20 protein-coding genes are annotated in these 20,231 nt (G+C 37.2%); 12 read left to right on the top strand and 8 right to left on the bottom strand.

The window, feature by feature from the left end; genetic code table 11:
* Positions 1 to 19: 19 nt before the first annotated feature.
* From rpoD to RCJ95_RS01225, 8 genes are all read left to right on the top strand, one after another.
* On the top strand, positions 20 to 1,147 hold the full coding sequence (gene rpoD, locus RCJ95_RS01260) for an RNA polymerase sigma factor RpoD (protein WP_004227165.1): 1,128 nt from the start codon (positions 20 to 22) through the stop codon (positions 1,145 to 1,147).
* Positions 1,148 to 1,392: 245 nt separating this feature from the next.
* Positions 1,393 to 1,959: a hypothetical protein gene (locus RCJ95_RS01255; protein WP_281216142.1), complete on the top strand. Its 567-nt coding sequence runs from the start codon at positions 1,393 to 1,395 to the stop codon at positions 1,957 to 1,959.
* A 462-nt stretch (positions 1,960 to 2,421) separates the two neighbouring features.
* Positions 2,422 to 2,787, top strand: a complete 366-nt coding sequence (locus RCJ95_RS01250; RefSeq protein ID WP_004227169.1) for a c-type cytochrome — start codon at positions 2,422 to 2,424, stop codon at positions 2,785 to 2,787.
* Between the two features lie 163 nt (positions 2,788 to 2,950).
* On the top strand, positions 2,951 to 3,643 hold the full coding sequence (locus tag RCJ95_RS01245) for a tRNA (adenine(22)-N(1))-methyltransferase (RefSeq protein ID WP_446721808.1): 693 nt from the start codon (positions 2,951 to 2,953) through the stop codon (positions 3,641 to 3,643).
* Between the two features lies 1 nt (position 3,644).
* Complete coding sequence (locus RCJ95_RS01240; RefSeq protein ID WP_446721807.1) at positions 3,645 to 4,766, top strand: Nif3-like dinuclear metal center hexameric protein; 1,122 nt, start codon at positions 3,645 to 3,647, stop codon at positions 4,764 to 4,766.
* 14 nt (positions 4,767 to 4,780) lie between these two features.
* Positions 4,781 to 5,005 (top strand): hypothetical protein, encoded by a 225-nt coding sequence (locus tag RCJ95_RS01235; protein ID WP_048392200.1) that lies wholly within the window; start codon positions 4,781 to 4,783, stop codon positions 5,003 to 5,005.
* Positions 5,006 to 5,115: 110 nt separating this feature from the next.
* The gene (locus RCJ95_RS01230; RefSeq protein ID WP_446721806.1) at positions 5,116 to 5,364 is read left to right on the top strand and encodes a DUF2164 domain-containing protein; all 249 of its coding nucleotides are present in this window, start codon (positions 5,116 to 5,118) and stop codon (positions 5,362 to 5,364) included.
* A 214-nt stretch (positions 5,365 to 5,578) separates the two neighbouring features.
* Complete coding sequence (locus RCJ95_RS01225) at positions 5,579 to 6,118, top strand: NADPH-dependent FMN reductase (RefSeq protein ID WP_009370126.1); 540 nt, start codon at positions 5,579 to 5,581, stop codon at positions 6,116 to 6,118.
* 62 nt (positions 6,119 to 6,180) lie between these two features.
* Here the strand turns inward: RCJ95_RS01225 and RCJ95_RS01220 are convergent, their stop codons facing one another.
* Positions 6,181 to 6,360: a hypothetical protein gene (locus tag RCJ95_RS01220; RefSeq protein WP_054550103.1), complete on the bottom strand. Its 180-nt coding sequence runs from the start codon at positions 6,358 to 6,360 to the stop codon at positions 6,181 to 6,183.
* 264 nt (positions 6,361 to 6,624) lie between these two features.
* Here RCJ95_RS01220 and RCJ95_RS01215 point away from each other — a divergent pair, with 264 nt between their 5' ends.
* Complete coding sequence (locus RCJ95_RS01215) at positions 6,625 to 7,251, top strand: hypothetical protein (protein WP_446721805.1); 627 nt, start codon at positions 6,625 to 6,627, stop codon at positions 7,249 to 7,251.
* Between the two features lie 72 nt (positions 7,252 to 7,323).
* On the opposite strand, the gene RCJ95_RS01210 is transcribed toward RCJ95_RS01215, so the two are convergent.
* The 3 genes from RCJ95_RS01210 to RCJ95_RS01200 all read right to left on the bottom strand — a co-directional run bounded on the left by RCJ95_RS01210 (position 7,324) and on the right by RCJ95_RS01200 (position 10,588).
* Positions 7,324 to 7,860 (bottom strand): tubby C-terminal domain-like protein, encoded by a 537-nt coding sequence (locus tag RCJ95_RS01210; protein WP_446721804.1) that lies wholly within the window; start codon positions 7,858 to 7,860, stop codon positions 7,324 to 7,326.
* A gap of 154 nt (positions 7,861 to 8,014) precedes the next feature.
* On the bottom strand, positions 8,015 to 9,274 hold the full coding sequence (locus RCJ95_RS01205; protein WP_446721803.1) for a dicarboxylate/amino acid:cation symporter: 1,260 nt from the start codon (positions 9,272 to 9,274) through the stop codon (positions 8,015 to 8,017).
* A 264-nt stretch (positions 9,275 to 9,538) separates the two neighbouring features.
* Positions 9,539 to 10,588, bottom strand: coding sequence for a TRAP transporter substrate-binding protein (locus RCJ95_RS01200; protein ID WP_221680089.1), 1,050 nt, complete (start codon positions 10,586 to 10,588; stop codon positions 9,539 to 9,541).
* Positions 10,589 to 10,699: 111 nt separating this feature from the next.
* Between RCJ95_RS01200 and RCJ95_RS01195 the strand changes: the two genes are divergently transcribed.
* Positions 10,700 to 12,280: an ATP-binding protein gene (locus tag RCJ95_RS01195; protein ID WP_423203067.1), complete on the top strand. Its 1,581-nt coding sequence runs from the start codon at positions 10,700 to 10,702 to the stop codon at positions 12,278 to 12,280.
* An 18-nt stretch (positions 12,281 to 12,298) separates the two neighbouring features.
* Positions 12,299 to 13,000: a response regulator gene (locus tag RCJ95_RS01190; RefSeq protein ID WP_221680090.1), complete on the top strand. Its 702-nt coding sequence runs from the start codon at positions 12,299 to 12,301 to the stop codon at positions 12,998 to 13,000.
* Positions 13,001 to 13,046: 46 nt separating this feature from the next.
* Here the strand turns inward: RCJ95_RS01190 and RCJ95_RS01185 are convergent, their stop codons facing one another.
* From RCJ95_RS01185 to RCJ95_RS01170, 4 genes are all read right to left on the bottom strand, one after another.
* The gene (locus RCJ95_RS01185) at positions 13,047 to 14,015 is read right to left on the bottom strand and encodes a 4-hydroxy-3-methylbut-2-enyl diphosphate reductase (protein ID WP_004227216.1); all 969 of its coding nucleotides are present in this window, start codon (positions 14,013 to 14,015) and stop codon (positions 13,047 to 13,049) included.
* A 76-nt stretch (positions 14,016 to 14,091) separates the two neighbouring features.
* The gene (gene vrrA / locus RCJ95_RS01180; protein ID WP_004227219.1) at positions 14,092 to 14,586 is read right to left on the bottom strand and encodes a VrrA/YqfQ family protein; all 495 of its coding nucleotides are present in this window, start codon (positions 14,584 to 14,586) and stop codon (positions 14,092 to 14,094) included.
* 160 nt (positions 14,587 to 14,746) lie between these two features.
* On the bottom strand, positions 14,747 to 15,454 hold the full coding sequence (locus RCJ95_RS01175; RefSeq protein WP_009370132.1) for a response regulator transcription factor: 708 nt from the start codon (positions 15,452 to 15,454) through the stop codon (positions 14,747 to 14,749).
* Positions 15,447 to 18,152, bottom strand: coding sequence for a DUF4118 domain-containing protein (locus RCJ95_RS01170; protein WP_369578919.1), 2,706 nt, complete (start codon positions 18,150 to 18,152; stop codon positions 15,447 to 15,449). Before RCJ95_RS01170 ends, RCJ95_RS01175 begins: the two co-directional genes overlap by 8 nt.
* A gap of 373 nt (positions 18,153 to 18,525) precedes the next feature.
* Here RCJ95_RS01170 and kdpA point away from each other — a divergent pair, with 373 nt between their 5' ends.
* On the top strand, positions 18,526 to 20,220 hold the full coding sequence (gene kdpA / locus RCJ95_RS01165; RefSeq protein ID WP_446721802.1) for a potassium-transporting ATPase subunit KdpA: 1,695 nt from the start codon (positions 18,526 to 18,528) through the stop codon (positions 20,218 to 20,220).
* Positions 20,221 to 20,231 lie beyond the last annotated feature (11 nt).

Below are 20,231 nucleotides of genomic sequence, written 5' to 3'. Positions count from 1 at the left end.
TTTAGAAGGAGGAAGGTTTATGGCGGACAAGTCAGAACGTTCAAAAGAGATAGAAGTAGAAATTACATTAGATGATGCAAAAAAATTCCTACAAGAAAAAGCAAAAACAGAGGGTGAAATTTCAATGAAAGAAATTTCAGAGAAACTAACACCTTATGAATTGGAAAACGAAGAAATTTTCCATTTTGCTGAGGATCTTGAAAAGCATAAAGATATTCAAATCATTGGAAAAGAAGAATTTGAAGAAGAAAGTCTAATGAAAGAAGAAGCGAACGAAGAAACTTTCGACTTAAATGATTTGAGTGTGCCACCAGGTGTTAAAATCAATGACCCTGTACGTATGTATTTAAAAGAAATCGGCCGAGTGGATTTATTATCTGCTGAGCAAGAAATTGCACTTGCTGAACGCATTGAGCAAGGGGACGAGGAAGCACGTAAACGCCTTGCGGAAGCGAACTTACGTCTAGTTGTATCGATTGCAAAACGCTATGTTGGTCGTGGAATGCTATTCCTTGATTTAATTCAAGAAGGAAATATGGGTCTTATTAAGGCTGTTGAAAAATTCGATTACCGTAAAGGATTTAAGTTCTCGACTTACGCTACATGGTGGATTCGTCAGGCGATTACACGCGCAATCGCTGACCAAGCGCGTACGATTCGTATTCCTGTTCATATGGTCGAAACCATTAATAAATTAATACGTGTACAACGTCAACTTTTACAAGATTTAGGTCGTGAGCCTTCTCCAGAGGAAATTGGAGAAGAAATGGATTTAACACCTGAAAAAGTACGTGAAATATTAAAAATTGCACAAGAACCAGTATCTCTTGAAACACCAATTGGAGAAGAAGATGATTCCCATTTAGGAGACTTTATCGAGGACTCAGAAGCACAATCTCCTTCCGACCATGCAGCCTATGAACTGTTAAAAGAACAATTAGAAGATGTACTAGATACATTAACAGACCGTGAAGAAAACGTACTTCGTTTACGTTTTGGGTTAGACGATGGTCGCACACGTACATTAGAAGAGGTTGGAAAAGTCTTTGGCGTAACGCGTGAACGTATTCGTCAAATAGAGGCGAAAGCACTAAGAAAATTACGCCATCCTTCTCGTAGTAAACGTTTAAAAGACTTCTTAGAATAAAATTTAAAATAGCTGGAGCTATCCAAGTAGTGAGATAATGACTAATTGGTATAGCTCTTTTTTTATAGACTTGAAAAGTGAACAAAAAGAAATTAGCCTTGCTATTCACCTATCGATGTTATGCAATCATAGATAATTAGAATGAGGGAAATGCTAGATTTGCGACTTTATACAGATGTGTTTTCAAATAGTGTGAGATAAAATTGTAATACAACCATTATTAAGCAATGTTTGGAGCTAACAATATGACAAATCCTCGCAAAAAAATAATCCTTAATGAAATTTTGTTTTGGAAGCAAAATAAACTTTTACCTGAGCACTATTGTGACTTTTTAGCAGCTCTTTATACGGAGGGGGCTGATATAGAGGAGTTAGAACCAGTGCAACATCCTAAACAAGCGGTCTTGCCATCAGAAAAAAGAAAAATGATCCTATTGGTAGTGGGTCTATGTATCGCCATAATGGCTGTTTTGGCACTTTATTTTACAATGCAATCATTAACATTGATTTTTACAGTAATCGTGGGAGTAGGCGCATGCATCTTATTTATTGCTGCGTGGCAAATGGCGCGAAAAAAAAATCTACTAGCTCCCATTTTTCATGTACTAGCGGCCATCCTGTTATTTAGTATGTCGATCCGCATTTGTACTACATATTTTAGTGGAAATAATACAGTTTTATTTTGCTTGATTGCAGCAAATTGTGTCATTTGGCTTTTGTCAGGTATTAAAATGAAACTTCTATATTTCACAGTCTCAGGTGCTTTAGGATTAATAGCACTAGTGGGGTACTATATCATAAATTTATCTTGATTTAGCAAATGTTATTTGTATCGATGTACAAAGGACTCCATCTACTATATCAGGTAAGAAACTTAATTGAACTTTAGTGTTTATATAAAACCATAATTTGTGACAATTTATCTATAATAGGGTCAGTATCATGTTAAAGTTTTTACCTCAGGAGATTCAAAATCTGTACGCTAATTAAAAACGTACAGATTTTTTAATTTTGGGTATATGAATGAGTGAAAAGGGTATGATAACAGCATAAATATAATGAAAAAGAAATTGTATAAAAGGATAAATTTGACCAAATTTGGATGTTGGCAAGACATATTTTATCCAATAGATACAGAAATGTCGAATTTGTTACAAACAAAGGAAAACTTAGCGAATAGGGCTTTTCGTTTCTTTGTTAATGAAGTACAATATTAGATGTTGACTGATTCTATATTATAATAGAAGTAGACTTAAAATGAGGAGGGGAAACTTATGAAAAACAATCCAGTCGTTCCTTACATCTTAATTCTGGCATTTGGTATTGGTCTTATTTTCTTCATGTCTTTACAAGGTGCAGATAACAAGAAAGAAATTGCTGCTGAACATGAGGGCGGTGGCGAAACTACAGAAACTACAGACGCAAATGCTGGTGGTGATGGAGCAGCATTAGTACAATCTTGTATCGGTTGTCACGGTGGTGATTTAACTGGTGGTATGGGTCCAAACCTACATGGCTTAGATGAAGCTCGTATCGTAGAAGTTTTAACAAAGGGTATCGAAGGTACTCCAATGCAACCAAACATGAAAACTGAAGAGGAAGCAAAAGCAATCGCTGAATACATTTCTACTTTAGAATAGTAAAACTGACAAGTAGCTGTACTGAAATAGTACAGCTACTTTTTAGATTTAAGCATCATTAAGATGGGGTTGTCCACATAGAAATGTGAGACAACTCCATTTGTTTTTTTTCACGACATCATCCATACTATTAATGGACTCTATGAAGATAGGCGGTATAAAAATGAACGCACAAAAACTTTCAAAGCGATTAGAAGCAGTAGCAAAATTTGTTCCTACAGGAGCAGTCATGGCGGATATTGGTAGTGACCATGCCTATCTACCATGTTATTTAATTCACAAAGGGACTGCCTCATATGCCATAGCAGGGGAAGTTGTAAGAGGACCTTATGAATCAGCGGTAGGACAAGTACAGAAGGAAAACTTAACAGAAAAAATTACAGTACGCCTTGCAGACGGTTTAGCAGCGATCAAAGAAGCTGACCATGTGGATACGGTGACAATTGCTGGCATGGGTGGACCATTAATTGTTTCCATTCTAGAGAAGCATCCAGAAAAGCTTCAAGGTGTCACACGTCTAATCCTACAACCAAATATTCACGCCAAGGTTATCCGTGAGTGGGCTTTAGCACATCAATGGGCGATTCTTGATGAAGAGATTTTAGAGGAAGATGATAAAATCTATGAAATCCTTGTGTTACAAAGAGGCCAAATGGAGCTCTCTACAGCAGAGATTTTATTTGGACCTAAGCTAAGCCTGCGTAAATCACCAGCATTTACGAAAAAATGGTTGCGTGAAAAAGACAATTGGCAACGTGTACTACAATCCATTGAGGGAGCAGAACAAACACCTGAAATTGAAGAAAAACGTGCAGAGTTAACGACTCTGATACATTTAGTAGAAGGAGTTTTGTAAGATGAAAACGGTAAATGGCCAAGAAGTTATTCAAGTGTTCGAAGCATGGTCACCGAAAAAACTAGCTTGTATGGACAATGATCCAATTGGACTAGCGATAGGGACCCTAAACAAACCTGTCAGTAAAGTGTTGGTGACGTTAGATGTCAATGAAGCCGTGGCAAATGAGGCAATAGAAAAAGGCTGTGAGCTGATTATCGCGCATCATCCACCAATCTTTAGACGCCTAGCGAATATCCGCACAGATCATCCAGCAGGGCGCTTATATGAAAAGCTGATTAAACACGATATTGCTGTATATGCCGCTCATACAAATTTAGATGTAGCCGAAGGTGGGGTAAATGATTTATTAGCAGATGCCCTACAACTAAAAAACCGTTCAATATTAGAAGAAACATATGCTGAGAATTTGTTGAAGCTGGCAGTCTTTATACCAACTGCTAATGCACAAGCATTACGTGAGGCGCTTGCAACAGCTGGGGCGGGTCGTATTGGCGACTATGAAGCATGTAGTTACACAACGACTGGAGAAGGTCGGTTCCGTGCACTAGCAGGAGCTAATCCGTTCGTTGGCTCTGTTGGCGAATTACATGTGGAGGAAGAAGTAAAGGTAGAAGTTGTTTTTCCTGAATCCATGAAAGGCCGCGTGTTAAAGGCCATGCTTACTAGTCATCCTTATGAGGAGCCTGCCTATGATGTGATACGTCTTGAGCAGCAAACAAATGTGATGGGATTAGGGCGTGTAGGTTACTTAACAAAGGAAATGACGTTACAACAATTTGCTGAATTCGTTAAACAGCAACTAGATGTGCCAGCTGTTCGGGTAGTGGGTGATTTACAATCGAAGGTCAGCAAGGTTGCGCTTGTTGGTGGAGATGGTAATAAATATATCTATGCGGCAAAACGTGTAGGAGCTGATGTTTTCTTAACAGGCGATATGTACTTCCATACAGCTCAGGACGCACAAGCCATTGATTTACAAATAGTAGATCCTGGGCATCATGTAGAAAAGGTAATGATTGCAGGAGTAGCAAAAAAAATGGCTGAACTATGTGAAGATAAAAAATACTTGGTTGAATTCATCCAATCAACGATCCATACAGAACCATTTTTATTTGTATAAGTGAGGGAACAAATATGGCTAATGAAAGACCAGCTGGTAATAAAGCCGGCAAGCTATGGATCATGATTGGTTTATTCATCGTTGTTTTTGGTATTGGTATGACGGTGATGACAAATATGGTCAATGATAAGAAAATCGATGCAATGACACAGCAATGTGAAGATGATGGTGGACAAGCGATTGTAGCAAAGGAGAAAAACTTTTTATCCACTAGCTATTCATTTGAATGTAAACAATGAGATGGAGGCTGAACGCTAGCAGTACTAGTGTTTCAGCCTTTTTGAATGCAAGGAATCTATGAACAGTGATAAGATGAAAAAAATTGATTAACAGAAGTGGAGAGAGTGTCTTGTTTATTCGTTTATCTAAAGATCAGCAGGAAATGATTCTTGCTGATATCCAACGGTTTTTTTATAATGAGCGTGATGAAGACATTAGTAAATTTGAAGCTGAACGTATGTTAGATTTTATCAAGGAGCATATTGCCCCCTATATTTATAATGCCGCCTTGTCAGATGCCAAGTATATTGTGGAAAGACAATACGCCTCTATTGAAGAGGAATTAGAGGCATTGGAGCAGCCCATTAAAATAAAATAATCCTCCTTATCCCTCTAGTTTAAATATTTGACAGGTAAGAAAGCTTGATGGTACCTTAATCTTGAATTAGAGATAATTCAATTCTAACTATTCAAAGCTAATTTTCGGGTGATGAATAAAGGGATATTTCCCTGACCAAAATGGTTACGAGTGGCGAACACGTACGAAGAATCGTGATGGAGTCACAAGAATGGATGATAAGAGGAGGCGTCATATGTTAAAAATCGGTATTATTTTAGGAAGTACGCGAGAAGGTCGTGTAAGCCCACAAGTTGGAACTTGGGTAAAGGAAGTTGCGGAAAAACGTCGTGATGCGGAATATGAAATAATTGATATCGCTGAATTTAAATTACCATTTTTAGGGGAACCAGGTGGAGATACTTCTGGGGTAGCTACATGGTCAGAAAAAGTAGCAGCTTGTGACGGCTTTGTCTTTATTGTTGCGGAGTACAATCACTCCATTACAGGTGCATTAAAAAATGCATTAGATTATTTACGAGTGGAATGGAACAATAAAGCTGCTGGTATCGTCTCTTATGGTTCTGTTGGAGGAGCGCGTGCAGCAGAGCATCTACGAGGAATTCTCGGAGAATTGCTAGTTGCTGATGTTCGAGTGCATCCAGCATTATCATTATTTACTGATTTTGAAAACGGCTCTGTCTTTAAACCAAAAGAGGTGCAAGCCGATTCTGTTCATCAAATGTTAGATCAGCTTGTGCCATGGTCAACTGCTTTGAAAACAATTCGATCCTAAACTTAAAGCTTTGATTCAGACGGCCGCTTTCAGAAAGCGGTCGTTTTTTGATGAGGTAATCATTAATGTTTGATTTCTTCAAGGACTTTTTCCTTTAAATCATTCTCCATCGAAGATAGTTTTACTGTATTGGTGAGGCGCTCTTTTAGTTCTTTATCTGTCATAATGCCACGTTCCTCTAAGATTTGTACAAGTAGATTTAATGTCAGTATATTTTTAATATCAGCTGCTTTTGATGCCATATAAAACCCTCCATAATGATAGAATTACTACCTCTTAAGTGTACTCCTTTTCTAGAAGCATGGCACAGAAAGGACAAAACAAAGCAAATTTATTTCGTGTCCCGGAATATGTAGGGAAAAATAAGCGATATAATTTCCCTTATGAAGAGGGGAGATACTGTATTCGACACTTCGCATTTTAGTAGGATAAGTGTGAGCTGTTTCAAGCTAGAAAAGCGAATATTGTAGTAAAAGGGGACATACCTTCCTATCAGGAGGGATTCAATGGGTAAACGGTTTGGGCTTGTCATCGGACTGTTGGTAGTCATTATATCTATGCTGGTCCTATTTGATAAATTTGCAGGAGAGAAAAGGTCAGAAGCAAATAAAGAGGCTCAATCGCTTATAACAAATGAAGAGTTGAGTCTAGCTCGATTGAAGGATAAGCTACTTGAAAAGTATGTCGGCATTGACGTTAAAACGACGGCAGAAAAGGAATTAGTAATCCAAGTTGTAGGCGAAGAAGACTATTTCCAGTCAATCAAAAAAGATATGGAATCCACAGCAAAAAATGCTTTAAAAACGTCTCCCCTAAAGGACTATCCCATAGTTTTTGAAAGATGGGAGTTTACCTCCTTGCTTGATAACCACAAGATAATGGGAGATGATATGAACCTTTTGATGGAAGATTTAATTGCGGGCTTAGAAGTTTTTGACGTATATGAATATTTAGTCATTGAAAATCGAACAACTATTACCATACAAACAAGTATAAAGGGCGCTACGCATGAGGCACTTGAGTTAGCGTTAAGGATGGAAGAAGCCATCAAGAAGATTGTACAAGCAAAAGCATCACAAAATGATTCCTATGTTATTAACATATTAAATGCCCAACGAGAAAAAATAAATTAGCTGTATAGAAAAATAACATAGGATTAAGGCATCGAGATGTTAACGTTCGATGCCTTTGACATATTTAAGCAGCTATGTAGTTGTTGCAAAGAGAGCTTGATAAAGAGTTGCTAGGAGTGCAACAAAGCGCATATCATCCGTTTGGAAAAGCTTAAACTGTATGCCTATCTGTACTAGCTCAGTTTCAATAGAGCTTGCACTCGCAATCTTTTCGTCATTGCAATATAAATAAGCCGTAGAGGTAAAATCCTTTTCAAAACGAAATTCTAAATCGTCCATTTTGAATGAATAAGAGGATTCTAATAATTGCACTGTTTTCCGTTGAATGGGTATCAAGCTACCATCAGGCATAACAATTTGATGGCTGACTCCTTTTGTTAGCAGGGTAGATTGGACTTGAAAAAGTGGTGCACCTAATGTAGTGCGTGTCTCATAACGGAATGGTAATGTTTGCTGTGCAGCTACCAGCAAGACAGCATTCAGTACTTTACCAGCAGAGGTACGTTCCATTTTTTGAAGTACACATACTGTTTCGTTGTGTTCATTCACGATTGGAATATCAGTAAAGCTTTTAAAGCCCTTCGGATAGGTAAGTGTAAATGTTGTCATAAAGAGACCTCCAGTCATTATTTATACGAGTATGCAGTCGAGGAGGTTTCAAGAAACTAGCTCTACGGTGTTTTTTATTTACATGCCTCTCTATAAATAAATGAATAGGCTGCTGAAGTAGCAAATTATTTCGCTTTCAGCAGCCCTTTTCTTTTTATGATATTTGGGTATGACCAGACAGAGCTCGCTTTTCCTGCTCTGTATCAAATTCTTTTTCCATTTTTGACACGACCACTGTTGCGACACCATTACCAATTAGATTTGTAACAGCACGTGCTTCTGACATGAAGCGATCTACGCCGATTAAAAGGGCAATCCCCTCTACTGGGATCATCGGGAATGCTGCTAATGTTGCTGCAAGTGTAATAAAGCCAGAGCCTGTTACACCAGCTGCCCCTTTAGAAGTAAGCATTAAGATGGCTAATAACGTAATTTGATGCCAAACATCTAAATCCACACCATAGGCTTGCGCAATAAAGATCGCAGCCATTGATAAGTAAATGGATGTTCCATCTAAGTTAAATGAATAGCCTGTAGGAATCACTAGCCCTACCACTTGCTTTGAACAACCATAGTTTTCAAGCTTACGCATCATGGAAGGTAATGCAGATTCAGATGAAGATGTTCCGATAACGATAAAGATTTCATCTTTAATGTACTTGATAAATTTAAAAATACTAAAGCCAAAATAATGGGTAATCAATCCAATAATCACAACAATAAAAATGAACATTGTAATGTAAACAGATAGCATTAAAAATCCTAAGTTTCCTAATGATTTAAGTCCAAAATTTCCGATTGTATAACTCATGGCACCAAACGCACCAATGGGTGAAATTTTCATCACCATGTTAACGATTTTAAAGAAAATATCTGCTACTTGCTCGAAAAATTTAATAACAGGTTTAGCTGGTTCTCCAATAGCCGCAGCAGCTAGTCCAAATAAAACAGCTGAGAACAAGACTGGTAATAATTCACCATTTGCTAAAGCACCAACTACATTTTCAGGAATAATTTGCATAATAAATGCACCTAAACCATGTTCTGCAGATGCCGCTTCGGTATATTGTGAAATATCAGCGCCGCTTGCTGCATCTGTATTAAAACCTTTACCTGGTTGAACAATATTGACAACGATTAAGCCAATTGCAAGGGCAAAAGTTGATACAATTTCAAAATAAATTAAAGCTTTTCCACCAATTTTACCAACCTTTTTGACATCCCCCATGCTACCAATGCCGATTACGACTGTTAAGAAGATAATTGGTGCTATTAACATTTTAATAAGTTTAATAAATATATCCGCCAATATTTTGAGCTTTGCCCCGAATTCTGGGAATGTTGCTCCGACGATAATCCCTAGGACAATGGCGATCAATACTTGTACTGTTAAGTTTTTAAAATTTATCCGCATATAGTTCTCCCCCTACAACATCTATGAATATTGTGTGAACGCTTTCATGTGGTTATCATAGCTGAAATTTTCCGACAATAGTGTTTATGACCGTAATGGTTGTATTGTTCATTTTGTTCATTCTGAGAGAAGGGGGGATTAAAGCTAGTAATGTCAAGGGTTTTAAGCTGTTTTATAGTAGTTATGATATTTTGGAATCTATTATAATACAAAAGAAAAAATCCTTACGTTTTGTAAGGATGTTTTCATTAATGAACAAAAGTATTAGGGAGCAACGATTTTTTCAATCTCTGCTAAGACATGATCGTTTTGAATATGACCTCTATAAAAATCATAAACAGGTACAAGTTGTTCCTTAAAGCGCTGTCTTTCTTGAGGACTCATTGTATATACATCAAAATCATCTAGCTGTTTCAGCTTGTCCATATCTTGTTCATTCATAAGTTCAGCCTGCTCAAATTGCCAATCGGTTGTTTCTTTCATAGCATCCAACAGCTGATGCTGAATTTTGATAGGTAGTGAATTCCAAAAGGTTTCATTCATTAATACAGCATAGCCTAAAATCCCATGCTGGGTGATAGTCATATGCTTTTGTACTTTATAAAAACCCTTTGAATAGATATTAGAAGCGGTATTTTCTTGTGCATCAATAGCATGCTTTTCTAAATCCGAAAAGACCTCACTAAAAGAAATAGGTATAGGTGTTGCATTGACTAGTTCAAATTGCTTTTCTAATGTTTTACTTGGCATCGTACGTACTCGTAAGCCCTGTAAATCTTCAAATGTATAAATAGGCTGCTCAACAGAGGTTAGATGCTTAAACCCATTGTACCAAAAGCCAAGCCCTTTAATATGGAACGGCTCTAGCTCATTGACCAATTGTTCACCAATAGAACCCGTTAGGACTTCCTTTACTTGCTCATTTGTATTAAATAGAAAGGGTAAATCAAGCACCTGCCAATTAGGAACATAAGCTGTCATTTTAGAAAAAGTAGGGATGATCATTTCCACTTCTCCCTTTTGCAATGCCTCAAATTCATTTTCATCATTAAATAAAGAGGAGTTGGAGTAGACATGTACTTTGACCTTCCCGTTTGTTTTTTCTTCTACTAGCTCAGCAAATTTGTTGGCAGCTTGACCTTTAGGGGTATTTTCAGCGACGACATGACTTAAATGAATGGTTATCTGTGTGTCTAAACCCTTTTGCTCATCATCATAGGGAAGTGGCTTGGCGAATAGTAATCCTTGTTGAACACTGATAGTGAGGATTAACACAAGCACAGTTATAATCGTTCCAATAATAAATTTTTTCATTGTATACACCCAATTAATTCGTATTTTCTGATGTTTTTGTTATTCTAACATATGGAGTAAGCTAAAATATAGTAGAAGGGAGGCGGTCAGTTGAAATTTCAGAAGTTATCCATGCAAAGAAAAATTATGTCTCTGACTTTTTTTATTCTCATGCTTTCCTTTAGCATTGGCGGTACTTTTTTGTTAGGTTTTGTCATGAATGAGCAAAAGACTAAACTAAGTGATCAAGCACTCCTTGTAGCAAAAACCGTCTCACAGCTTCCTGAAATAAAAACATATATTGCTAGTGAAAATTACTATGATGCCGTACAGCATATTAATCCTGTTGTAGAAGAAATCCGTGATATCAATGGGGCAAAATATATTGTTGTTCTTGATATGCAACGACGAAAATATTCTCATCCTAATAGCCAGGAACTTGGTCGAATATCACAATCTGGCGATTTAAACGCTGCTTTTTCAGAGCACTACTATACGTCGATTGCACGTGGGGAACATGGTAATATGGTTCGTGCGTTTGTTCCGATTATGAATCATGAAGGACAACAAATAGGTGTTACGGTAGTAGGGTACAGTGTTCTTACGGTAGTGGAGTTACTGCAAACAATGCAAACCGAACTAATGATTACTGTTCTATTATCGTTACTATTTAGTGCATGGGGAGCACGAACATTGGGGCTTCATATGAAAAAACAAATGTTTGGGTTAGAGCCGCATGAAATTGCCAAAATGTATGTAGAACGTACAGAAACGTTTAATGCCATGCACGAAGGTATCATTGCTATCGATAATGATTTGACCATTACGATTTTTAATGAAAAAGCCTGTGATATCTTAGGCGTTTATGAAAAACCCTCTAAATTGATAGGACAGAAAATCTTTCATGTCTTGCCAGACACACGACTTCCTGAAATTTTAGAGCTGGATCAGCCGTTATTTAATCGTGAGCTGTATATTAATAATCATAGTATTATGAGTAATCGAATTCCGATACAGGTTAATGGCGAAACTGTTGGGGCAGTAGCCATGTTTAAAGACCGTACGGAAGTGAAAAAGCTTGCAGAAGAATTAACAGGCGTTAGAGCATTTGTCCAAGCCCTTCGTGTACAAACACATGAACATAAAAATAAACTGCATACGATAGCCGGTCTTTTACAGCTAGGTCATCATGAACAGGCACTTTCTTACTTAACACAAGTGAAGGAAGAGCATGATGAAATCACTAATTTTTTAAACGAACGAATAAAAAATGAAAATATTTCTGGGCTATTGCTCAGTAAAATTTCCTACGCGAAGGAACAAGGAATTCGATTGGAAATTGACCGTGAAAGCCGATTAACATCATTTCCAGCTAATTTGGATCATCATGATTTCGTCATTCTCTTTGGTAATTTGATAGAAAATGCATTTGATGCATTAAAGGATGTACAGGTCGAGGAGAAGGTGATTCATGTTTCTGTGGATGAAGATGATGACGTATTAGCCATATTAGTAACTGATAATGGTGTTGGCATGACGGAAGAGGTCAAGCAGCACATTTTTGATAATGGTTATTCTACAAAAGAGAAAAACTACCGTGGAATAGGGTTATTTTTAATAAAGGAAATCGTCGAAAAAGGACAGGGTGACATCGAAGTCATCACTGAGCCTAACAAAGGAACAAGTTTTTTAATCACCTTTTATTATTCTTAATGGGATGGAGGGCTAGCAGTGGCACAGATCAGAGTATTATTAATTGAGGATGATCCAATGGTACGAGAGGTAAATCGTCAATTTATTGAAAAGGTAGAGCATTTTCAAGTGGTTGGACAGGCACCTAATGGATTAGAAGGTATTACGCAAATTTGTCTTCTGAAGCCTGATTTAGTTTTTATGGATATTTTTATGCCAGAGCAAGATGGTATTACAAGCTTACGCAAAATACGTGAGCTCGATCTACCAGTAGATGTTATTACCGTGACGGCTGCAAATGATATGGAGACAGTGAAACAGATACTACATCTAGGTGTTTTTGATTATATTATGAAGCCCTTTTCTTTTGAACGTGTTAAAGGGACACTTGACAATTATTTACGCTTTAACAAGCAAACTCAAACAGAACGTGAGCTCACACAGGGAGAATTAGATCAGTTATTTCATTATCGTGATGGACAAACCCTATTGGATCAATCTGTTACATTGAAATCCGAGAAAAATCTCCCAAAAGGTTTTAATCGTACAACACTTGAAAAGGTTGTGCACTTTTTACAATCGGTGGATGGTGCTTCAGCAGAAGAAGTAGCCAGTGGAATTGGCATTGCCCGCGTAACAGCTAGAAGATATTTAGATTATCTTGAAAAACAAGAGGAAATTACAATGGATGTCCATTATGGTGGCATTGGGCGTCCTATAAACTATTACTTTAGTAAATAAAGAAAATCCTGATTGTCATTATGCAATCAGGATTTTTTGCGAGTAATTAATAAGGCATGATTTTATCAACAGGTGTTGCTGTCTTAATCTTTGGCAGAATTTTATCTAGTGTCACTGTACGCTTAATCTCGTGTGTAGATGGATCATTTTCATCAAATTGATCAAGGAAGTTAATAACCTCTTTTACAATTGGCGTTGGCGTAGAAGCACCTGCTGTTACAGCAACGATGTTGATACCTTTTAACCATTCTACTTTTAGCTCTGAAACATCTGCAATGCGATAGGATGGTGTTCCTGCAATTTCTACAGAAACTTGTGTTAAGCGGTTCGAGTTATTGGATTTAGGATCACCAACAACAATAAGTAAATCCGCTTCACCTGCTTGCTGAGCAACAGCCTCTTGACGGACTTGTGTAGCTAAACAGATCTCTTTGTGTACCTCAATATGTGGGAATTTTTCTTTTAAACTATCCATTAAATGGGCGACATCCCATTGGCTCATTGTCGTTTGATTTGTGACAAGTAATTTATCATTCGTTAATTGTAAAGCATCAATATCGTTAGAAGACTGTACTAAGTGGACATGATCCGGGGCAACGCCAATAGCACCCTCTGGTTCGGGATGTCCTTTTTTACCAATATAAATAATGTCATAGCCTTCTGCTGATTTTTCACGAATTAAATCGTGGGTAACTGTTACATCAGGACATGTAGCATCAATGGACACTAAGCCTTTTCGCTTCGCAATCTCACGAATTTCCGGTGAAACACCATGTGCTGTAAAAATGACAGTACCTGTTTCAACTTGTTCAATAATTTCTAGGCGGTTATCACCATCTAACGTGATGATACCATCCTCTTCAAACGCATCTGTGACGTGTTTATTATGCACAATCATCCCTAAGATGTAGATAGGTCTTGGTAATGTTTTATCAAGTGCGGCGTTACGAGCGATCACCATCGCATCCACAACACCGTAGCAATAGCCACGTGGATTAATTTTTAATACTTGCATGGTGGTTGTGACTCCTTTCAAGCTTACCTATCTACATTATAACGGACAGTGACAGTGAATACAAAGAAACGTTCATTTACATTGGTGGTTGGAAAATACGTGGTTTAGATGGAAGTGGCTCGGGAGGCGTAAATGATGCACTTTGCCTAGATGACCGTCTACTTCCAGCAGCCTTACTATCGCTTCCTGCTGCTTCAGTTGCTCCACCACCAGCGGAAGGAAGTCCTTGGAATCCTTTATACAATTTTAAGAGTGATGGAATATTTTTCACCATCGGCATAGCTTGTTGGATATAAGGAGTATAGGTTTTGGCTGTATTAAATAAACTATTGGCTTGCTGTAAAAATGAACCGACTTTCGAAGCTTCTTGCACAGGTGGCATCGGCATTTGCCCTCCAAATGAACCTATTCCATTAGCCATTGGAAAGCCGCCTGGAATTCGTGGTTGAACAGGGAAGCCTCCAGGCGGGAAAAAGGACTGTGGCGACATCTGTGGAGGTGTTTGCATGGGCATGGGCATTCTCATGCCACCCGGATACATTGGGTATGGATAAGGTGGTCGAAATACCATAATGATCTCCTTTCTACTTGTTTTTCATTGATGACATACCTGACTATAGCTATGATATGCAAAGGCTAATAGGAGGGTTCGATAAAGCTAAATAAAATCAAATGTAATATGGAATTTGTAAAGTAGAAGGCCAAATACAACTAGACCTTAGGTTCCAAATTCATTCATCCTCTTCATGATAGCGAAGCATTCGATAGCCTATCCGTACATGTGTCTGAATAAGTTTGGGCTGTGCTGGATTAACTTCTATTTTTTTTCGAAGTGTAGCCATAAATACTCGTAAACTTGGAACATCTGATTGAAGAGCATTTTGCCAGATTTCCTTTAAAATATAATTATGTGTTAGAACTTTCCCAACATTTTTGGATAAAACAATTAAAAGTTTATATTCAATCGGCGTCACATGTATTTCTTTTCCATTTACAAATACTGTATGATCAACATAATTAATTTGAAGATAACCATTTGTGAAAATGGGATTCTCTTTTTCAAGTGGTTGTTCATAGGCCATTCTTCTTAAGGCAACCCGAATTCTTGCTAATAATTCTTCCACACTAAATGGTTTAGTTACATAATCATCTGCACCTGCATCCAAAGCATTAATTTTATCATGTTCTTCTCCACGAGCACTAACGACGATAATTGGTGTTTGATTCCAGCTTCTAATTTTTGTGATTAGTTCTACGCCATCTATGTCTGGTAGACCTAAATCTAAAATAAAAACGTCAGGTTTTATGGTAAGAGCCTTTTGAAGGGCACTACTACCATCACGTGCAATGTCGTATTCATAATGGTTTGTCGCTAATGTCATTTTAATTAAATTGGCAATTGCTACATCGTCCTCTACTACAAGAATTCGTTTACTCATCAAATTTCATTACTCCTTTTTTCAGTGAAAAGTTAAAAATCGTTCCTTGAGGTTTATTATCTGAAACGTTTATGCTGCTACCATGTAATTTTAAAATTGTTTGACAGAGTGCCAAGCCTAAACCAAGACCTCGTCTACTATCGCTGCGTTGTACTTTTCCAGTTGTAAATGGCTCAAACAAGCTACTTTTTAAAGCGTCATCGATTCCAGGCCCATTATCAGAAATACTAAAACTTACCAACCCATCAGATTCTTTCACTATAATAGTAATGGCACTGCCTGGTGGGGTGTAAGTCAATGCATTATCGATGATATTAATGAAAACTTGTATGATTAATCGAGCATCCATTACAGCAAATAAAAACTCAGGTTTAATTTCATAAGATATTTTATGTGTATTTTTGTGACGAACAACATGGGAAAGTGCCTCTTGAATAATATCTTCTACTAGTTCAATTTGCATTTCTAACGCAAATTGCCCATCCTCTAACTTAGATACAGCTAGTAAATTTTCAACCATTTGTACAAGCCATTTTGAATTTTTATAAATATCTTCATATAATTTATTTTTTTCAATCTCTGGTATTAGTGGTGCATTGTTGAGTAATATATCTGCATTTCCAGAGATAGCAGTGAGTGGTGTCCTAAGGTCATGAGAGATTGCACGTAAAAGGTTAGCTCGCATCTGTTCCATTTCAGCTTCTCGCGCTACTTCCTCATTAAGTTTCTGTAAATACCATTTATCCAAGGCGAATGAAAAATCATTAATAATGGCGTGCAAAATATTACGCTCAAATGCAGGCAATGGGGAGACTTTAGATAGGGCAATACCTATAACACCCTTCACATCTCCATTAGAGATTACAGGTATATAATAAGCGTTCACTTCAGGAAATATGTCTGTGGATACACCTGCTACATGCCTATTATTTGTCACCCAACTAACAACACCACATTCATTTGGATTATCGAAAAGTACAGCTATTTTTTGATTTTCACTACTAGACATTGTTTCAGTACGAAAGAAAGAGGATTTCTCAATTACCTGGTTATTTATTTCGAAAAATTGTACAGGCTTTTCTACTAATTTAACAATTTGAGACATGCCTTCAACTATTATTTCTTCCATAGACTTAGCATGTTGAAGCCTACGATTTGTTTCAAGGAGCACCTCCATTCGATAAGATTTACGAATGGCTATAATGGTTTGCTCCTTTATCTTCTTTGTTAAGCTACTCGTAATTACTCCGGAAATAAACATGATAAAAAATGTCATTGGATAGTCACGATGATAAGCATCAAATGAAAATCGAGGCTCTGTAAAAAAGTAATTAAAAAGTAAGACAGCAATAATGGAGTTAATAATACTCATCATCGATCCAGTTGACCAAATAGCAAGGATGAGGACCCCTAAAATGTAAATTGTAATGATGTTTGACTCGCTTAAACCAATTTTATATAAATATAAGCCGACAACTGATATGAAGCAAAATACGATAAACATTTTGAACAAATCAAGCCATTCAAATGATAATTTATTACTGATACTTGGAAAATAAAATGATTCATTTTCTTGATCTGGTACGATGTGTATGGCTAAATTCGGAACAAATTCATTCAGGCGGTCACTTATTTTTGTGTTAGGTCGCCACCATTTTTTCCTCATACTTGTTCGTCCGATAACAAGTTTCGTGACCCCACTAATTTGAGCATAATTAGCAAGGGCTGCTGCTACGTCGTCTTCTTGAACAATGACGACATGGCCGCCAAGCTGTTCAACAAGTTTAATGTGTTGTTGTAATCGTTCAGAATTTGCACTATTTCCTTCATGCTCCTGGAAGTTCTGCACATAAAGAGCAGTAAATTTACCGTGTAATGCTTGTGCAAGTCTTGCAGTGGTTCTAATAACTTTTGCATTTGTAGGAGAACTACTGATACCAACTAGTAGGTGTTCTTCTATTTGTACAGGGTGTTTGACAGATTCTTGGTTGTTTAGTTGTTTATAGTTAATTGTATCCGCTGCTCTTCGTAATGCGATTTCTCGTAACGACACTAAATTTTGTTTGCGGAAAAAAGAATGCAATGCTTTTTCCGCTTGTTGTTTTGTGTAAACTTTACCTTCTTGTAGGCGTTGTATTAGTTCATCTGGTTCAATATCTACAACTTTTATTTGAGATGCTTGATCAATTAAGTAATCAGGGATACGCTCTCGTACTTTAATGTCAGTAATTTCTTCTACTAAGTCATGAAGGCTTTCAATATGTTGAATATTTACAGTTGTATAAACATGAATCCCCTTTGAAAGTAGTTCTTCAACATCTCCAAAACGCTTCTTGTGCCGCATTGTTGGAACATTGGAATGTGCCAATTCATCGATAAGAACAATTTCTGGCTTGCGCTGCAATACGGCATCAATATCTAATTCATAAAAAGCTTTTCCTCTATAGGTTATTTTTTTCGTAGGAATTTGCTCAAGCCCTTCTAGTAAAGCTAACGTATCTGGACGAGGATGTGGTTCTACATAGCCAACCACCACATCTTTACCTAATTTTTGAGCTTGATGTGCTGCATCTAACATTGCGTACGTTTTACCTACTCCAGCAGCATAACCGAGAAAGATTTTTAAATTCCCTACAAATTGTTGCTCCTGTTGAAGTCTTGCTAAAAACATCTCAGGAGTTGGACGTGTATTTTCCATCCTCAATCACCTCATTTGTATTATAGCGTTAACGCCCATTAAGAAAGTATAAAGATTTTGCTTCTTTATGCTTTCTTAATAGAAAAGTAGATTTCCTAACACTACATTAATTTGAAAGTCAGTATGATGAAAACATCCTAAATGAAGGAGGGGTATTATATTGATGGACTTTTATATGGTTGTATTGCTACTGATAAGCTTTGGAAGTCTTTTGTCATTAACCACATGGTGCTTCAAACTAGTGGATGAGCAATAAGGAGGAAATAGAAATGTGGATTTTTATTGGAATTGTACTTGTGTTCTTGTTTGGTTATCTAGGGCATGCATTACTTTGTCCTGAAAATTATTAAAGGCTGTTAGGAGGTAATGCACTATGTGGCAAATAGCCATCGTATTAATTATTTATTTACCGCTCGTTATCTTAACTGGGCATTATCTATATCGGGTAACATTACACCAAAAAACATGGCTTGATCCTATTCTAGACAAAGTTGACGCAGTCATTTATAAATTGTGTGGCATTAAACAAGTAGATATGAATGGTAAAGAATATGTACTTTCATTAATACTTTCAAATGCATTTATGGTTTTTATTGGATATATTTTGTTGCGCATTCAAGCTTTACTGTTTTTAAATCCAAATAATATTAGCAGTATGGAAGCTACACTTTCATTTAACACGATCATTTCTTTTATGACGAATACAAACCTTCAACATTATAGTGGTGAATCTGGACTCAGCTATTTATCACAGATGCTAGTCATTATCTTCATGATGTTTACATCTGCAGCTACGGGTTATGCAGCTTGTATGGCATTCTGTCGTCGTCTTGTTGCAAAAACAGATACTATTGGGAATTTCTTTATTGATTTTGTTCGTGTTATTACGCGTATTTTAATGCCTATCTCCATCGTTGTTGCCATTATCTTAGTATCTCAAGGGACACCACAAACCTTAAGTGCAAATAAAACAGTACAAACGATCGAAGGGAAATTACAAGATATTGCACTTGGACCTGTCGCTTCTCTAGAATCAATTAAGCATGTAGGTACGAATGGTGGGGGCTTTAACGGAGCCAATTCAACAACACCTTTTGAAAATCCAACCGTTCTCTCAAATATAGTGGAGATGTTATCGATGATGCTATTGCCGGGCGCTTGTGTAGTTGCCTTTAGTTTGATGATCGCTTATAGAAAAAAGAAAACTATTTTTGGAAAACAAGGTTTAGCTATTTTTGCAGCAATGAGTATATTGTTTCTACTTGGATTAGTGACTGTGTACATAGCAGAGAAGGCTGGTAATCCAATGATAAGTGAACTCGGTATAACACAGGAGCTAGGGAGCATGGAAGGGAAAGAAATGCGTTTTGGAGTAGTACAATCAGCATTATTTACCACTGTCACTACCGCGTTCACAACAGGATCTGTTAACAATATGCACGATACATTGACGCCTCTTGGTGGTCTAGTGCCGATGTTTAATATGATGCTAAATGTTGTGTTTGGTGGTAAAGGGGTCGGCCTGATGAACATGATGATGTATGTTCTACTAACAATTTTTATTGCCTGTTTAATGATTGGGCGATCTCCTCAGTTTTTAGGTAAAAAGATTGAAGAGAAAGAAATGAAGTTAATTGCACTATGCATATTGATTCATCCGGCTATTATTTTGCTATTTTCAGCACTAGCAGTTGTAACACCAACAGGATTAGCAGGAATAACGAATCCAGGTGCACACGGATTATCACAGGTTTTATATGAGTTTGCTTCGGCCTCTGCCAACAACGGCTCAGGGTTTGAAGGGTTAGCAGATAATTCCACATTTTGGAACGTAACAACAGGACTTGCCATGTTCTTTGGACGATATTTAACCATAATCATTCAACTGGCGATTGCGTCTCTACTTGCCAAAAAGTTTTGGCACAGTGATTCAATAGGAACATTAAAAACGGATAATACTACTTTCACTTTTTTACTTGTGGCTATCGTTTTAATGATTGGTGCGCTAACATTTTTACCAGCTTTAGCACTTGGTCCAATTACAGAGCATTTACAACTTTATTCTTAATGGAGGAGAGA

The organism is Lysinibacillus sp. BSL11 (genome assembly GCF_052928325.1).
The sequence above is the reverse complement of the archived record's forward strand: the minus strand, read 5'-3'. Positions and strand labels throughout refer to the sequence as shown.

Bases quoted from the DNA above. Each gene is read 5' to 3' on its own strand.
- rpoD (WP_004227165.1), top strand. From the start codon at position 20: ATGGCGGACAAGTCAGAACGTTCAAAAGAGATAGAAGTAGAAATTACA.
- RCJ95_RS01255 (WP_281216142.1), top strand. From the start codon at position 1,393: ATGACAAATCCTCGCAAAAAAATAATCCTTAATGAAATTTTGTTTTGG.
- RCJ95_RS01250 (WP_004227169.1), top strand. From the start codon at position 2,422: ATGAAAAACAATCCAGTCGTTCCTTACATCTTAATTCTGGCATTTGGT.
- RCJ95_RS01245 (WP_446721808.1), top strand. From the start codon at position 2,951: ATGAACGCACAAAAACTTTCAAAGCGATTAGAAGCAGTAGCAAAATTT.
- RCJ95_RS01240 (WP_446721807.1), top strand. From the start codon at position 3,645: ATGAAAACGGTAAATGGCCAAGAAGTTATTCAAGTGTTCGAAGCATGG.
- RCJ95_RS01235 (WP_048392200.1), top strand. From the start codon at position 4,781: ATGGCTAATGAAAGACCAGCTGGTAATAAAGCCGGCAAGCTATGGATC.
- RCJ95_RS01225 (WP_009370126.1), top strand. From the start codon at position 5,579: ATGTTAAAAATCGGTATTATTTTAGGAAGTACGCGAGAAGGTCGTGTA.
- RCJ95_RS01220 (WP_054550103.1), bottom strand. From the start codon at position 6,360: ATGGCATCAAAAGCAGCTGATATTAAAAATATACTGACATTAAATCTA.
- RCJ95_RS01215 (WP_446721805.1), top strand. From the start codon at position 6,625: ATGGGTAAACGGTTTGGGCTTGTCATCGGACTGTTGGTAGTCATTATA.
- RCJ95_RS01210 (WP_446721804.1), bottom strand. From the start codon at position 7,860: ATGACAACATTTACACTTACCTATCCGAAGGGCTTTAAAAGCTTTACT.
- RCJ95_RS01205 (WP_446721803.1), bottom strand. From the start codon at position 9,274: ATGCGGATAAATTTTAAAAACTTAACAGTACAAGTATTGATCGCCATT.
- RCJ95_RS01200 (WP_221680089.1), bottom strand. From the start codon at position 10,588: ATGAAAAAATTTATTATTGGAACGATTATAACTGTGCTTGTGTTAATC.
- RCJ95_RS01195 (WP_423203067.1), top strand. From the start codon at position 10,700: ATGCAAAGAAAAATTATGTCTCTGACTTTTTTTATTCTCATGCTTTCC.
- RCJ95_RS01185 (WP_004227216.1), bottom strand. From the start codon at position 14,015: ATGCAAGTATTAAAAATTAATCCACGTGGCTATTGCTACGGTGTTGTG.
- vrrA (WP_004227219.1), bottom strand. From the start codon at position 14,586: ATGGTATTTCGACCACCTTATCCATACCCAATGTATCCGGGTGGCATG.
- RCJ95_RS01175 (WP_009370132.1), bottom strand. From the start codon at position 15,454: ATGAGTAAACGAATTCTTGTAGTAGAGGACGATGTAGCAATTGCCAAT.
- RCJ95_RS01170 (WP_369578919.1), bottom strand. From the start codon at position 18,152: ATGGAAAATACACGTCCAACTCCTGAGATGTTTTTAGCAAGACTTCAA.
- kdpA (WP_446721802.1), top strand. From the start codon at position 18,526: ATGTGGCAAATAGCCATCGTATTAATTATTTATTTACCGCTCGTTATC.